This window comes from Oceanotoga sp., from assembly GCF_030445905.1.
Taxonomy (GTDB): Bacteria; Thermotogota; Thermotogae; order Petrotogales; family Petrotogaceae; genus Oceanotoga; species Oceanotoga teriensis.
On the sequence record NZ_JASUSU010000029.1, the window covers coordinates 1 to 14,605 of the forward strand.

Annotated in this window: 17 protein-coding genes and 1 riboswitch; of the genes, 5 read left to right on the forward strand and 12 right to left on the reverse strand. The window is 24.8% G+C overall.

Annotated elements, in window-relative coordinates; genetic code table 11:
- The 11 genes from PWP28_RS09050 to PWP28_RS09100 all read right to left on the reverse strand — a co-directional run.
- Positions 1-420: hypothetical protein (locus tag PWP28_RS09050; protein WP_308644607.1), on the reverse strand; the 420-nt coding region annotated here is incomplete at its 3' end.
- Complete coding sequence (locus tag PWP28_RS09055) at positions 407-1,198, reverse strand: ABC transporter ATP-binding protein (protein ID WP_308644608.1); 792 nt, start codon at positions 1,196-1,198, stop codon at positions 407-409. The genes PWP28_RS09055 and PWP28_RS09050, both read right to left, overlap by 14 nt.
- Positions 1,198-2,211 (reverse strand): iron ABC transporter permease, encoded by a 1,014-nt coding sequence (locus PWP28_RS09060; RefSeq protein ID WP_206050484.1) that lies wholly within the window; start codon positions 2,209-2,211, stop codon positions 1,198-1,200. Before PWP28_RS09060 ends, PWP28_RS09055 begins: the two co-directional genes overlap by 1 nt.
- Positions 2,198-2,944, reverse strand: coding sequence for a precorrin-6A/cobalt-precorrin-6A reductase (locus tag PWP28_RS09065; RefSeq protein ID WP_109603653.1), 747 nt, complete (start codon positions 2,942-2,944; stop codon positions 2,198-2,200). Before PWP28_RS09065 ends, PWP28_RS09060 begins: the two co-directional genes overlap by 14 nt.
- Positions 2,941-3,669 carry a precorrin-3B C(17)-methyltransferase gene (locus PWP28_RS09070; protein ID WP_109603652.1) on the reverse strand — a complete coding sequence of 243 codons (729 nt, stop codon included), beginning with the start codon at positions 3,667-3,669 and terminating at the stop codon, positions 2,941-2,943. Before PWP28_RS09070 ends, PWP28_RS09065 begins: the two co-directional genes overlap by 4 nt.
- Positions 3,662-4,651, reverse strand: a complete 990-nt coding sequence (locus PWP28_RS09075) for a cobalamin biosynthesis protein (protein WP_109603651.1) — start codon at positions 4,649-4,651, stop codon at positions 3,662-3,664. Before PWP28_RS09075 ends, PWP28_RS09070 begins: the two co-directional genes overlap by 8 nt.
- Complete coding sequence (locus PWP28_RS09080; RefSeq protein WP_109603650.1) at positions 4,648-5,370, reverse strand: cobalt-precorrin-4/precorrin-4 C(11)-methyltransferase; 723 nt, start codon at positions 5,368-5,370, stop codon at positions 4,648-4,650. The genes PWP28_RS09075 and PWP28_RS09080 overlap by 4 nt, the downstream gene beginning before the upstream one ends.
- Positions 5,363-6,577: an SAM-dependent methyltransferase gene (locus PWP28_RS09085; RefSeq protein ID WP_308644609.1), complete on the reverse strand. Its 1,215-nt coding sequence runs from the start codon at positions 6,575-6,577 to the stop codon at positions 5,363-5,365. Before PWP28_RS09085 ends, PWP28_RS09080 begins: the two co-directional genes overlap by 8 nt.
- Entirely contained in the window at positions 6,537-7,649 is a 1,113-nt protein-coding gene (gene cbiD / locus PWP28_RS09090; protein WP_109603648.1) for a cobalt-precorrin-5B (C(1))-methyltransferase CbiD, read from the reverse strand. The genes PWP28_RS09085 and cbiD overlap by 41 nt, the downstream gene beginning before the upstream one ends.
- A 1-nt stretch (position 7,650) precedes the next feature.
- The gene (locus PWP28_RS09095) at positions 7,651-8,250 is read right to left on the reverse strand and encodes a precorrin-8X methylmutase (RefSeq protein WP_158274736.1); all 600 of its coding nucleotides are present in this window, start codon (positions 8,248-8,250) and stop codon (positions 7,651-7,653) included.
- A 53-nt stretch (positions 8,251-8,303) separates the two neighbouring features.
- Positions 8,304-8,474: riboswitch (cobalamin riboswitch) on the reverse strand.
- A gap of 8 nt (positions 8,475-8,482) precedes the next feature.
- Positions 8,483-8,995 (reverse strand): cob(I)yrinic acid a,c-diamide adenosyltransferase, encoded by a 513-nt coding sequence (locus PWP28_RS09100; RefSeq protein WP_109603646.1) that lies wholly within the window; start codon positions 8,993-8,995, stop codon positions 8,483-8,485.
- Between the two features lie 196 nt (positions 8,996-9,191).
- Here PWP28_RS09100 and PWP28_RS09105 point away from each other — a divergent pair, with 196 nt between their 5' ends.
- The 5 genes from PWP28_RS09105 to feoB all read left to right on the forward strand — a co-directional run bounded on the left by PWP28_RS09105 (position 9,192) and on the right by feoB (position 12,829).
- Positions 9,192-9,854 carry a DtxR family transcriptional regulator gene (locus tag PWP28_RS09105; RefSeq protein ID WP_109603645.1) on the forward strand — a complete coding sequence of 221 codons (663 nt, stop codon included), beginning with the start codon at positions 9,192-9,194 and terminating at the stop codon, positions 9,852-9,854.
- Positions 9,855-9,940: 86 nt separating this feature from the next.
- Positions 9,941-10,369 carry a metal-dependent transcriptional regulator gene (locus PWP28_RS09110; protein WP_109603644.1) on the forward strand — a complete coding sequence of 143 codons (429 nt, stop codon included), beginning with the start codon at positions 9,941-9,943 and terminating at the stop codon, positions 10,367-10,369.
- A gap of 1 nt (position 10,370) precedes the next feature.
- Positions 10,371-10,589: a FeoA family protein gene (locus PWP28_RS09115; protein WP_264150003.1), complete on the forward strand. Its 219-nt coding sequence runs from the start codon at positions 10,371-10,373 to the stop codon at positions 10,587-10,589.
- A 42-nt stretch (positions 10,590-10,631) separates the two neighbouring features.
- A complete protein-coding gene (locus PWP28_RS09120; protein ID WP_109603642.1) occupies positions 10,632-10,865 on the forward strand; it encodes a ferrous iron transport protein A in 234 nt (77 codons plus the stop codon).
- The gene (gene feoB, locus PWP28_RS09125) at positions 10,862-12,829 is read left to right on the forward strand and encodes a ferrous iron transport protein B (protein WP_109603641.1); all 1,968 of its coding nucleotides are present in this window, start codon (positions 10,862-10,864) and stop codon (positions 12,827-12,829) included. Before PWP28_RS09120 ends, feoB begins: the two co-directional genes overlap by 4 nt.
- Before the next feature lie 14 nt (positions 12,830-12,843).
- On the opposite strand, the gene PWP28_RS09130 is transcribed toward feoB, so the two are convergent.
- Entirely contained in the window at positions 12,844-14,505 is a 1,662-nt protein-coding gene (locus PWP28_RS09130; RefSeq protein ID WP_109603640.1) for a GGDEF domain-containing protein, read from the reverse strand.
- Positions 14,506-14,605: the final 100 nt, after the last annotated feature.

Here is a 14,605-nt window from a genome sequence, read left to right on the forward strand (position 1 = left end):
TCCAAGTTTTTCCCAATAAGGAAATACATCATCAAATGTTTCAGGCTGTAATGAAACAACTGTAATTCCAAAAGCTTCTAATTTTTCAACTAAATCACCATATCTTCTATAAATCATAGGTCTTATTAATACAAGATCTGGATTTAAAGAGATAAATTTTTCAACATCTTCTTTATAACTTATTGCTGGAAGATTTTTAAAATTTGGTGGAAAAGCTTCACTAGTTGATACAGCTATTAAAGAATCCTTTGCTTCCATATAAAATATGTTTTCTGTATGACCTCCATACAATGAAATTATTCTTTTAAAAGGTTTATCAACCTTTATTACATTTCCAGAATCATCTGTAAATGTATATGGATATGCAAATGATAAAAGTGTGATCAATAAAAAGATAAATAAAATACTAAATTTTTTCATATAAACTTTCCTCCTCTGGTATAATGGAAATTATTTTATTTTTGTTTTTAAATATTTTAAAATTCATATTATATAAATTAAAAAGATTATCCTCATTTATCGTTTCTGATAAAGGTCCTTTTGTTATTATTTGACCATTTTTCATAAATATTAATTCATCGCAATAATTTATTGCACAGTTAATATCATGAAATATAGAAATTACAGTTTTATTTTGAGTTTTAACTAAATTTTTCATATCTTTTAAAAGCATATGAGTATAATAAATATCAAGATTTGAAGTGGATTCATCTAAAAGTACTATTGGAGTATCTTGAACAAGTGCTTTTGCAAAAAATACTCTTTGCTTTTCTCCTCCACTTAATTCCATAACTGAATTATTGTTTAAAAGGTTAAAATTAAATTTGTTATATATTTTATCAACCATTAAATAATCTTCTTCAGAATATCCTTTTAAAAATTTTTTGTGTGGATGACGTCCCATCAAAAGTATTTCTTTTATTGAAAAAGGAAAATCAAGATAAAAATTTTGTGGAACTAATGAAATCATTTTGGCAACTTCTTTTAAATGTAATTCTTTTATATTTTTCCCGTTTAAAAAAACTTTACCTTTATAATTATTTTTAATTGCCGAAATTATATCTATAAAAGTACTTTTACCCGCACCATTAGGGCCAAGTATTCCATAAAATTTTCCTTCTTCAAAACATAAATTCACATTTTTTAATATTTCATGTTCATTTATTGAATAATTTAGATTCACTGTTTCGAGTATCATTAAGAATGCCTCCTTATTTTCTTTCTCATAACGAAAACAAAGAAAGGTGCTCCAGTTAGAGAAGTTAAAATTCCAATAGGCAATTCTACAGGAAGAATTATTCTTATAAAATTATCAGCAAATGATAATAATAAAGCTCCCACTAAAGGGGTATAAAAAATCAATTTTTTATTATCAGAACCCCATATAAATCTACATATATGTGGTATTATCAAACCAACAAAACCAATTATGCCTGTCCTTGAAACTACAATAGCACTCAATAAAGAAGCTATGATGAGCAAAAAAACTCTTATTAAAGTTGTATTTATTCCTAAATTCTTTGCATTTCTGTCTCCAAGAGATAGAATATTCATCTTATCTGCAAAAAAATATATAATTATTAAAGTTGGAAAAAATACTGAAGAAATCATTATAAAATCATCCCATGATTTTGAAGTAAAAGATCCCATCAACCAAAATACTATTGAGCCAACTTCTTCATCAGCCAAATATTTCATAAAACTCAAGCCGGCAGAAAAAAATGAATTGACAATTATTCCAGATAATATTAATGATGTTTTAGTTATTTTTTTATTTGTATATGATATACATAGAGTTAATATTAAACTTAAAATTGCAAACATAAAGGAAAAGAAAGATATTGTAAAAAGACCAAAAATTTGAATATTAAATAATAAAGCTAAAGCTGCTCCAAATGAAGCTCCTGATGATACTCCTAATATATAAGGATCTGCGAGAGGATTCAATAAAACAGCTTGAAATATTAATCCAGATAAACCTAAAGCTGCACCTGCTATTGTAGAAGTCAATATTCTTGGTATTCTAACTTCAAAAATAACATACCAAAATTTCATGAATTCATCTTTTAAAGAATTATTAGATATTTCAGAAAAAATCATTTTTATAGTTGTAAAAAATGGTATTTCAATAAATCCTTTTGAAGTATAAAAAACAATACTTATAAAAAGAAGTAAAAATAATATTAAATAAGATATATTATATTTTTTCAATAAAATTCACCTTTTTCATAATATATTTTTTTAATTTTTCCATATCATAGAAAATTTTTTTATTTGTGTTTTCTTTATATGATAAAAGAAATATTTCAATATTTTTAGAAAGAAAAAATTCAATTTTTTCTTTTGTTTTTGATTGAGAACCAGAATCTTTTATTAAAACACATGAAATATCATATTTTTTAATTATTTCTTCAAACCATTCAATATCGAATATTTTAGAAGGTTCAAAATTAAAGTTTATACCATAATTAATTTTTTCAATACTTCTACTGACTATTAAAAAGTTATTAATATCAGAAATTTTATTTAAACTTTTAATTATTTCAGTTGTTCCTTTATAACCCATTAAACTTAGGATTTTAGTATGTTTTTTTATTATGTTCATTGTCATAGTGTCATAACCATAATATTTTTTATCAAAGTTTGAAGATCCTCTGGAAAATCTTAAAACTTTATTTTTAGGTAAATTTATATATAATTTTTTTATATTTTTTGCAAATGGATGAGACATATCTATCAAAAGATCATAGAAATAAGTTTTATCAGTTTTTACAATAATTTTATTATTAAAAAATCTTATACTATTAATTCTTGAATTAATAGTATTATTATTAAATTTTGAATATATATTTTTGAAATGTATATTGAATTTGATATTTTTATCATATAAAAAATTTGCCAATTCTTTTGATTCAGAAGTGCCTCCAATTATTCCTATTCTCATTTAACATAGCCTCTTGGGACAACTAATTTTTCATTTATTTTAATAGTTTTTTCGTCACAAAAATATACAACACTCATCATATCAACTGAATCTATCCAATCATAATTGTCACAATGACTTATTAATATCTGTTGTGAATCCATAAAGGCATTTTTTACTACACATACATAAAAATTATTTCTTATATTCTTGAATATATCAAAAGCTTTTTTTAATTGCCAATCTCTTGTTTTACTTTTAGGATTATAAATTACAGTAGAAACACCGCTTTCAGCAAAACATTCAAGCCTTTTAACTATAGTTTGCCAATCTACTAATATATCACTTAAACTTATCACTGCATAATCTAAAGTTAAAGGTGAGCCTATTATAGATGCAGCTGAATTAGCAACTGTAATTCCAGGAATAATTTCTATATCAACTTTATAATTTTTTGAAAGTTCTAAAGCTAAAGAAGCCATTCCATAAACTCCAGAATCACCACTTGATATAAGACTAACTTTTTTACCGGATTCAGAAAGTTCTAAAGCTTTAATTACTCTTTCAGTTTCTGTTCGCATACCAGTACAAATATATTCAGCATGTTTAAAATCATTTTTAATTCTTTCTACATATTTTGAATAACCCACAATTATGTCAGAATTATTTAATATTTCAATAGATTTCTTTGTCATAAATTCTATATTATTTGGTCCTATACCTACTATAAATAATTTATTATTCATAAAAAACCTCCGGAACTTCTTCAATTTTATAATTATTCAATCTCCACAAAGGAGCTGAAATTTCATATATAACAAATTTCGAATTATTATTTTTGCCTTCAAAAACTTTATTTCCATTAAAAGAGCCTAAAAAGGCAGATGGTTCTGATACTGCTATTGCATTTGTAGCTCTTTTTACATATTCATTCCCCTTTATATTTAGGAATCTTGCAGCCTTATTTAAAGAATTCGATGTAAAAGAATTGGAATTATAAATATTATTTAATCTTAAAAATCTATGAAAAGTTTTTGTATTCCATTTTTTTTCTATTGAAGCAACATTATTTATTCTATTTAAAAAATATTTTGGTACTGTCTCATGAAATTCTTTATTTAATGTTTTAAAATCAGTATTTTTATGAAAACCGATTCCAAGAGTATACTTTTTTGAAAATAAAGAAATATTTTTATCTTCTCTATCTAAATAGATAATAGGATTTTCAGAAATCTTGAAATTTTTTGGTATATAAAAATTTTTAAAATCTTTGCTAACAGGCAAATATTGATTATTTAAAATATAATTATTTATATATAATATATGTTTTTTTTCTACAAAAAGATTATTATCTCTGCAAAATAAATCTAAACCAGTTAATCCGTTTATATCTGTTGAGGTGGTATAAACAAAATTTGAATTAGAATTAATTGATAAAAGTTCTCCAATTCTATGACCACCTGCCATATGTGAACCACATAATAAAGTTAAATTTTTAAATTTTTCATCGTATACAAATATTGAAGGATCAGTTGTTTTATCTTTTAAAAAATCAGAAATCATTCTTACAACAATACCAGAACTTCCTATGAATATTATTGAATCGAAGAAATCAAAAGCCATCTTTATTTTTTCTTTTAAAGAGCCTTTTTTTATTTCAAATATATTTAATTCATTGAAAAATCTTGGTATTTTTATTTTTCTTATCGAAATTAAGCAAATTTTCATGACTCTATCTCTGTTCTACAACCATGAGAAAATTTTTTATCATATAATTTGGACTTTATATTTTCTTTTTTAAAAACCATAAAAAGTGTTAAAAGGGAAGGAAAATCTATATCATTCCAATCTTTTAATTGTTTTAATTCTATTCTTTCATCCTCTCTTGAAAGTTTATGACCAATCGCAAGATAAGCATCTTCTGTATAATATTTTTTCAATAAATTTAGTACTTCATATGGTTTTGAACCAGAAAGATATATTGCACATGAAGGTTGTTCTTTTAAAAAATTTTCAATATTTTCAGGAACTTTTGTTCTGCCCTCTAATCTTGTTATAACTATTGATTGAACTATTTCAGGTGAAGTTAATTCTATAGCTAATTTAGATGCAAAATAAGAATAAGCACTTATTCCTGGAATAACTTGATAATCTAATCCTAATTCTTTAACAGCATTTATTTCTTCATCTATTGCTGAATAAATAGCTGTATCTCCTGAATGAACTCTTGCTATATTGCTGTCTTTAAACTTATTGAATATAAATTTTATATCTTCTAATGTCATAGAAGCACTGTTAAATATATTTACATGATCAACTAAATCTAATACTTCATTGGATACTGTAGAACCAGCATATAACAAAACATCTGATTTTTTTATTAAATTAAATCCTTTCACAGTTAAAAAATCTACACTTCCAGGACCAGCACCAATAAAATTAATCATTTTTTTCACCTCTTATACAGTAAAATACATGTTCGCCTTTAAAGGCAGATTTTTCACCTAATTTGTTATTCGAAAATTTTGTATACATATCATACTCAAAGTTAAAATTTTCTATAGAAAGTATCATATTTAAACTTTCTAAAGTAGTTACAGAAGAAATTAATAGACTATTCTTTTTCATTTTAGATGTTATTTTATTTAAAGCTTCTAAATTTATTCCTCCACCTAAATGAACTATGTCTGGAGATTCGTATTCATCTAAGATATCTATAAAATCTTTATTTATTGCTTCTATTTCAGGATTAAGGTTTGTATTCAATTTTAAACTTTCAAATCTATCATAATCTTTTTCAAATGCATATATTAAACAATCTCTATTAAAAAAAGAAGAAATGAATAAAGATGTTGCTCCGCTACCAGCTCCTAAATCCCAAATTACATCATGTTTTTGTTTTCTATTTAAAGTATTCAATAAAATAAATCTACTCCATTCTCTTGAAACTGGAATATTTTTAGTTGAAAGATCTGAATTTTTAGGAAATAAATTTATAAAATCATTTTCTTGAGGTATTAGAAGAAGAATCCAACGTCCTTTTTTGAAATCTATAGGCGTATTTGATTTAAACTCAAATATTTCTTCATTTTTTGTACCGAGTTCAAATCCAGCTACTATGTCTACTTTTATATTTTTTAATATATTAAATAAAGAATCATAATCTTTTTTATTTTTTACAAAATATGCAATTTGATGATTATCATTCAATGTTTTAAGGACATCATTATAAGTTTTTCGAAGATTATGTGAATTATGACCACTTATATAGCGAACACTATTCATAGGATATTTAGCCTTTTGGCATAAATAATTTATTGAAGATGGTGAAATTAAAACTTCATATTCATTTTTTGAAAGTTTATCCATAATTCTTTTTGAATATGAAAACATTAAAGGGTTTCCAGAAACCATTAAAACAGAAGTTTTAAATGTTTTCATCTGAGATATTAAGTCAATTACATTTTCATCTTTTAATGAACTATATATATCCATTACATGATATTTTGCATTTGGATTTAATTCCTTAGACATACCCAAAGAAAAATTAAAACCAGCAAAAAAATCGGCTTTTTTTATTATTTCGAGTTGTTTTTGAGTTAAATTTTCAATTTTATTGATCTGTGTTCCTAAAATATAAATAATTTTGCTCATCTCCTCTATGTGAAATTATCTGAGTTTTATCACATAAAGAAATAACAAATTCGGCATTGAATTTATTACTTAATTTATGGGATATATATTCAGACACAAATATAAAAAATTTTTTGATATTTATATCATTATTCTTTAAAATATCCAAAAAATTATAAATAGTTTTTAAATTAAGTATTTTGTCAATGACCTCTTTGTCATATTTTTCAGTAAACAAAATATATAAAAGGGCTAATAATTCATTTTTTGAATCTGTATACCTACTGTCTGTATTAAGATTTAAACCGGCAAGTTTTATTAATTTTTGAAAACTACCAAGTATATGTATTTTTTTAATACCCATTTCCAATGATTTTTCTATAGAATAACCGATATGATTTCCACATAATATATAATCCTCTTTAAAAAAAGAATATTTTTTATATATTGAAAGCCCTTTTCCACCTAATAATAAAGTAATTGTATCGAATTGTTTTGAAACAATGCTAATATGAGGGATCAAAGATTCTTTCCATGCGTTTTCATTCATAGGTTCAACAATTCCAGTAGTTCCTAAAATGGATATTCCATCAATTATGCCAAGATTTTCGTTTAAGGTTTTTTTTGCGAGAATCTCACCATTTTTTACATTTACTATAACTCTGCCATTCTTAATATTCTCTTCATTTAAAACTTTTTTCATCATCTCACGAGGAATTGGATTAATAGCAAATTCTCCTTTGCTTATATCGAGTCCATCTTTGGTGATCTTTCCTACTCCTTCATAAGAATCAAAAATTATATTATTTAAATTTTCATATTTAAAGGAACAATAAATCAAACATTGATTTGTTATATCGGCATCATCACCGGCATCTTTCTTTACAAAAGCATATTTTAAACCTGAAATAATTTCATATTTATATATTGGAATATTTATTAATTCTCCATTAGGTAATTCTATATTTACATTGTCTGGTTTTATATTATACTTATTAAAAAGAACAGAGGCTTTTAAAGCCGCAGTGGCTGCAGTGCCAGTTGTGAAACCACGTTTTAATTTTTTACCATTTACATTTACATACCATTCCATTTTATAAAGACCTTATTAAAGCATTAAAAATGGCTACAGCTATTGTAGAACCACCCATATTTCCTGGTAATGTAATAAAACTGTGTTGTGATTTCATTAAAGCTTCTTTGCTTTCTGCCGCTCCTACAAAGCCTACTGGAACTCCAATAATAAAAAGTTTCTTTTTGGATTCAAGCAACTTAAAAAGTGCAGTAGGTGCATTTCCAACAATAAAAATACCATCTTCCATTTCAAGTGCTTTCTCCATAGATAAATAGGCTCTCGATATGCCAGTTAATTTAGATTTCTTCGATATAGCTTCATCGCTAATAAAACAGTCTATATTTAAATTTTTTACAAAATTCTTTGATAAACCGCTTTTTATCATATTTACATCTGTGTAAATTTTCTTATTTTGAATTTTTCTTTTAAAAAAATCAAAATAATCTTCAGAAAAATAAAGCTTGTTCCACATATCAAGATTTCCTGTGGTGTGAATGACCCTTTTTATTACATTTGATTTTATAGGGTCTACATCGTTTAGTTTTTCTCCTAAAGCTTCTGTAATTATTTCAAAGCTTCTTTTTTCGATATTTTTAGGATTTACAATATAGTTATGCATTTGTATACCAACTCCCATAACAAAAATCCTTGCTTTTCACACCAAGAAAAAGCAAAGTTACGAACTTAAAAGGTAGGTCTCCCGACTTACAGATCATTTTACTAATCAAGCCTTCCCAGTTAAAAACCAGTGGCATTTATGATTTTCATCCCTGCATACGGTGGCTGGGCCGCTTAGGATTTTCACCTAATTCCCTGTTATACACCTTAAAAGTTTATATATTAAATTTTACCTATTTATCTATACCTTTTCTGGATAAAACACCTTTTGAATAATAATGTTTTATCTCTTTCATTTCAGTTACAAGATCGGCTCTTTCTATTATTTTTTCATCAGCCCATCTTCCAGTCAAAATTATTTCTGTTTTTCCATTACTATTTATAGCATCTAAAACTTCTTCGGCTGTTAAAAGATTAAATTTAATAGCGATATTTATTTCATCCATGACTATTAAATCATATTTTTGAGAAATAATTTTTTCTTTTACATCGGCAAGTGCTTTTTTTGCAGCATTTATATCTTTTGTTTCTGGAGATCTTCTTATAAAAAATCCTTCTCCATACTGTACAATATCAATATTATCAAAATAATTAGAAATTGACAACTCTGATGAGTCCCTATTTTTTACAAATTGAGCTACAAAAACTTCTTTATTCGATAAAATGCTTCTCAATACAACACCAAAAGCAGCTGTAGTCTTTCCTTTTCCATTGCCGGTATAAACATGAATCATTCCATTTTTCATAATTATACCCCCAATATATTAATAATTTAAGCTATAAAATAATACCAAAAAGTTAATAATTTGTCAAAGGGGAAAAATATTTTTTGATATAATTAATTTATGTAAAAAAATGAATTTATTTTTTAACATAAGCTTGACTTATACAAATATATATGGTAGAATTAAGTAGGAAAAACTACAATAGGAAGTGATTTATATGGAATTATCAGAGAGTCTTGAAAATTATTTGCTTGCTATATATGAAGCACAACTTGAAAACAACATTGCAAGAGTTAAAGACATTACAGAATTGATGTCTGTAAAACATACTTCTGCCATAGACGCAATAAAAAAATTAAAAAGTATTTCTTTTGTTACTTATGAAAAAAGAGGTTATGTAAAATTAACTCAACCCGGAATAATAGAAGCTCAAAAAATATATAAAAACAGAATGACTATAAGAAGTTTCTTGATGAATGTTTTGGACATATCCCCTTTTGAAGCAGAAGAATTATCATGTAAAATGGAACATATAAAGTCTGAAAAGCTCATTCAATCTATGGATATTCTAAGAAATTTTATAGAAAGCAATACAGAAATAAAAAATAAATATAAGCAGTATATTACTAATTATAAAGATAAATCAAGCACTTTTGAAAAAACTTTAAAAGATTTAAAAGTTGGAGAAAAAGCAAAAGTTCTTGAAGTTAGAGGTAATGAGGCAATAAAAAGACGATTAATGGTAATGGGAATAACCTCTGGAATAGACGTAGAATTATTGAGAAAAGCCCCCTTAGGAGATCCGATTGAAGTACTTATAAGAGGCTATAATGTTGCAATAAGAAAAACCGAAGCTGAAAATATTATTTTAGAAAAATAGACTGAAAAGTCTATTTTTTTTATTGACAAAGTAAATTAAAGGTGGTAAAATAATGTAGAACTAACTACAAAAGGAAGATTAAATTGATGACTGAAAATCTTGAACATTATTTAATAGCTATATACAAGCTATATTTACAAAATAAAATAATACAAGTTAGAGACATAACTAATGAAGCGGAAGTGAAACATTCTTCCGTTATAAGTGCCTTGAAAAGACTTGAATCGTATGACTATATAGAGTATATAAAACATAGTCATATAAATTTAACTCAAAAAGGCATAATTAAAGCTTCAAAATTGTATAAAAGAAAATATATAATGAATAAATTTTTGTTGGATTTTTTAAATTTTAGTGAAAAAGAGGCGGATGAAGTTTCTTGTAAAATAGAGCATATAAACTCAAAAAATTTTTTAAATTCTATAGAATTATTAGAATCTTTTTTTGAAGAAAATGAAAATTATAAAATCGAGTTTCAAAAGCATTTGAAATCTATCAATTTAAAGGAGGAATAAAATGCCTTTAGTATTTGCAAATATTGGAAATTTTATAGTTGAAAAAATAAGTTCAGGTCTTATGATGAAAAGAAGACTTGCAAAAATGGGAATAATAGAAGGAAAAAATATAGAAGTTTTGAGTGGGAATTTTGGAGGCCCTATAATTATATTGGTGGATGGAAGTAGATATGGAATAGGTCAAAATATGGCTAAAAGGATTTTTGTTAAAAACATATAAAATATTATTTTTTTATTTTTTTAAAATTAGGGAGGACTAACAATGTTTCTTGATGAATGTGAAGTAGGATATTCAGGCAAAATAAAAAAGCTTGAAGGAAATTTAAAAGTCAGACAAAGACTTTTAGCAATGGGATTAACACCAGGAATAGAAATATTACTCGTGAGAAAAGCGCCTTTGGGAGATCCTTTAGAAATAAAGATAAGAAATTATTCTTTAAGTCTTAGAAAAGAAGAAGCAAAATATATAGAGATAACCGGAGGCGATAGAGTATGAAAACAGTTGCTTTATGTGGTAATCCAAACAGTGGAAAAACTACAATTTTCAATGCTTTAACTGGAAGTCATCAACATGTAGGGAATTGGCCAGGAGTTACTGTTGAAAAAAAAGAAGGAAAACTTAAATATAATGATGAAGAATATAGAATAGTAGACCTTCCTGGAACATATTCTCTTACAGCTAATTCTATGGATGAAAGAATTGCAAGAGATTTTTTGATAAAAGATAATCCGGATTTAATAGTAGTTGTTGTAGATCAAACTAATATTGAAAGAAATATGTATTTAGTTACAGAGATCATGGAAATGCAAAAAAACACTCTTTTAGTTTTTAATATGAGTGATGAACTTGAAAAAAGACAGATAAAGATAGATATAAATTCAATATCAAAAGAACTTGGAATTCCAATCGTAAAAACATCTGCAAATAAAAAAATTGGTTTAGAAGATTTAAAGAAACAGATTGAAGGATCTTTAAAAAGCCCTCAATATCCAGAGAATTTAAATTATGATGAGAGTTTTGAAAATATCCTAAGTCAGATAAATAATATTATTGAACAAGAAAAAAATATATCTGAAAAATCTAAAAGATGGGTTTCTTTAAAACTTATAGAAGGTGATGTTGAATTTAGAGAAGATATCTCTAAAGATAATTTGACCCAAATAGATAAATTGATAGCTCAATTAGAAAAACAAAATGATGATGATGCAAGTATTATTGTATCTGAAAAAAAATATGATTTTATAACAAAAATATCTGGAAAGTATGTTAAAAGAAAAAATTTAGTTAATAATACTTCTGATAAAATAGATAAAATAATAACTAATAGATGGTTGGGTATACCTATATTTTTGATTATAATGTTTGCTATATTTACTTTGACTTTTACAATTGGTGATGTTTTTAATGGAATGATAGATGATGGCTTTGCATCTTTGGGAGATTTAGTTTCTACAAAATTACCAGATAATTTATTGACAAACTTTATTGTAAATGGATTAATAGGTGGAGTTGGTTCAGTATTAGTTTTCGTGCCTAATATATTTTTATTGTTTTTATTTATATCTTTTCTTGGCGATATTGGATATATGTCAAGAGCTGCTTTTGTTATGGATAAATTAATGACAAAAATCGGACTTCATGGAAAATCATTTATACCTATGATACTTGGTTTTGGGTGTAGTATACCAGCTATAATGAGTACAAGAACTCTTGAATCAAGAAAAGATAGGATAATAACAATACTTGTCACTCCTTTAATGTCTTGTAATGCAAGATTACCTGTATATATATTGATTGCCGGAATATTCTTTCCAAAACATGCAGGTTTAGTTATATTTTCACTTTATTTATTAGGAGTTATTCTTGCTATAATAATGGCAACTATATTTAATAAAACTATGTTTAAAAAAGAAGAAAGCGTATTTATAATGGAATTACCTCCATATAGATTACCAAGTTTAAAAGCTATACTACTTGAAGCTGGAAGAAGAACTATGATGTTTATAAAAAAAGCTGGAACTATAATATTTGGTACAGTTATAGTTATATGGATTCTTGCAACATTACCATCTGGAGTTGAATATGCATCAGAAAGCTCTATAATTGGACATATAGGCTCTGTTATTGCTCCTATATTCAAACCTTTAGGTTTTGGATTTTGGCAAGCAGGAGTTTCTTTAATATTCGGATTTTTAGCAAAAGAAATTGTTATAGGAACTATGGGAACTATATTTGGAGGAGAAGATGTTTTAACTACAGTACTTCCACAGTATTTTAATGCTGCAAGTGCGTATGCATTTTTAGTATTCACATTGATATATACTCCATGTGTTGCGACTATTGGGGCTATAAAACAAGAAATAGGTGCAAAATGGGCTTGGTTTAGTGTGATATATACTTTTGTTCTTGCTTATGTAGTTTCATTTATTGTATATAATATAGGATTATTATTTATATAATAAAAATTGGACCTTTAAAGGTCCAATTTTTTTGATTTTTTATTGATATACATTCTTTCATCGGCTAAATCTATTAAATCTCGGGCATTTAATCCTTCATTTGGTTTGTATATAGAAATTCCAAAACTAAATTCTAAATCGTATTTTAAATTATTTTTTAATTTTATCTTCGAGGCATTTTCTTTTATAAGATCTAAAGTTTTATCAATATAATAAAAATCTGATGAATTTATTATTATTATAAATTCATCGCCACCAAATCTACAGAGTATATCATCTTTTCCTAAAGAATACTTTATGGCTTTTGAAACATTTAACAGATATTTATCACCTTCGCTATGACCATAATTGTCATTAACACTCTTTAATTTATCAAGATCAATAAATATCAATGAAAACATTGTATCTTTTTGATTTGAAAGCTTTATATGATCTTTTATAAATTCAAAACATTTTCTTCTATTATAAGTATTAGTTAAATCATCTTTGGAGGCTAATTTTAAAAGTTTAATTTCCGCAATTTCTTTTTGTCTTATATTATAAGATAATTTTTTATTTAGTTCCATAACTAAATTCATATCTTTTTTTAATTTATCTATTAAATCATTATATGAATATATGATATCATCTATTTCTTTTATTTTTACTTTAGGGGCTTTAATTATCTTTTCTTTATGTATTATATTTTCATGAAGTAATTTTAGAGGTTTAATTAGCATTTTTAAATTTTTTGTCTGTATTGTATACATTATAAACAATACGATTATTGAGATTATTATAAATAAAAGACATAAATAAGATTTATATTTTGAAATTTCATTAAAATCCATATCAAGTTTTATCAAAAAATTATAATCATAGTCAAAAGAATTTTCTTTGTTCAGTTTAAAAGCTCTATATATAGAATTTATGTTATTATTTTTTCTTAAAATAAAAAAATTATCTGAATCTTTAATATTAAAAAAAGAATTTTTATCTTCTATTGTTGCATAATTATCATCTATATAAGATTTATAATATTTATTAAATATGTTTATTTTTTTTACATATGATTTTTCCTTATTATCTATAGAAAATTGATTCAAAAAATTTTCTATAAATGAATCACTTATTTCAATACCTATTTCGAAAATGAAATCTTCTGATATCCTTAAAAAACTATAAAATCTTGTTTTATTAAAATCTATAAAAAAATTTGTTTTTTGAATATTATATTTGTTCGTTTCTAATTTTAAGATACTATTCATCATTTCAGGATATTTACTCTTTAAATCCATATTTAAATCGTTTGTATAATCAGTTTGTATTATGATTCCGTCATTGTTTATAATATAATAATTTATGTTTGTAATATCGGGTGTAATATAATCATTTTTTATACTTTCAAATTTTTTTATGTTATTTTCTATATTCGTAGAGTTTAATTCTGTTAAATGATTTAAAATAGCTTTTGAAATTATATAATATTTTTCATCATTAGAATATAAAGTGTTTTCAAGTTGATTTATATATACATTCAGACTATACATTATTTCATTTTCCATAGAAGGTAATATTTTATAATCAAAGAAATAATTTATTATCAAAGTCATAATAGATATTATGATTATATATATTATTATAAATGTAAATATGAACTTTTTCATGAAAATATTCTGCAAAGAAAATTTACTCATAATCACCACCCTCAAAAACTCCCCATTACATTCTAATATTTATTTATTAAATATAAGTAAAATAAAAAATATGAATACATTAAATTAAAATAAAAAATTA

Excerpts from the sequence above, each read along its gene's own strand:
- PWP28_RS09055 (WP_308644608.1), bottom strand. The coding sequence starts at position 1,198 with ATGATACTCGAAACAGTGAATCTAAATTATTCAATAAATGAACATGAA.
- PWP28_RS09065 (WP_109603653.1), bottom strand. The coding sequence starts at position 2,944 with ATGAGAATAGGAATAATTGGAGGCACTTCTGAATCAAAAGAATTGGCA.
- PWP28_RS09070 (WP_109603652.1), bottom strand. The coding sequence starts at position 3,669 with ATGAATAATAAATTATTTATAGTAGGTATAGGACCAAATAATATAGAA.
- PWP28_RS09075 (WP_109603651.1), bottom strand. The coding sequence starts at position 4,651 with ATGAAAATTTGCTTAATTTCGATAAGAAAAATAAAAATACCAAGATTT.
- PWP28_RS09080 (WP_109603650.1), bottom strand. The coding sequence starts at position 5,370 with ATGATTAATTTTATTGGTGCTGGTCCTGGAAGTGTAGATTTTTTAACT.
- PWP28_RS09085 (WP_308644609.1), bottom strand. The coding sequence starts at position 6,577 with ATGAGCAAAATTATTTATATTTTAGGAACACAGATCAATAAAATTGAA.
- cbiD (WP_109603648.1), bottom strand. The coding sequence starts at position 7,649 with ATGGAATGGTATGTAAATGTAAATGGTAAAAAATTAAAACGTGGTTTC.
- PWP28_RS09095 (WP_158274736.1), bottom strand. The coding sequence starts at position 8,250 with ATGCATAACTATATTGTAAATCCTAAAAATATCGAAAAAAGAAGCTTT.
- PWP28_RS09100 (WP_109603646.1), bottom strand. The coding sequence starts at position 8,995 with ATGAAAAATGGAATGATTCATGTTTATACCGGCAATGGAAAAGGAAAG.
- PWP28_RS09105 (WP_109603645.1), top strand. The coding sequence starts at position 9,192 with ATGGAATTATCAGAGAGTCTTGAAAATTATTTGCTTGCTATATATGAA.
- PWP28_RS09110 (WP_109603644.1), top strand. The coding sequence starts at position 9,941 with ATGACTGAAAATCTTGAACATTATTTAATAGCTATATACAAGCTATAT.
- PWP28_RS09115 (WP_264150003.1), top strand. The coding sequence starts at position 10,371 with ATGCCTTTAGTATTTGCAAATATTGGAAATTTTATAGTTGAAAAAATA.
- PWP28_RS09120 (WP_109603642.1), top strand. The coding sequence starts at position 10,632 with ATGTTTCTTGATGAATGTGAAGTAGGATATTCAGGCAAAATAAAAAAG.
- feoB (WP_109603641.1), top strand. The coding sequence starts at position 10,862 with ATGAAAACAGTTGCTTTATGTGGTAATCCAAACAGTGGAAAAACTACA.
- PWP28_RS09130 (WP_109603640.1), bottom strand. The coding sequence starts at position 14,505 with ATGAGTAAATTTTCTTTGCAGAATATTTTCATGAAAAAGTTCATATTT.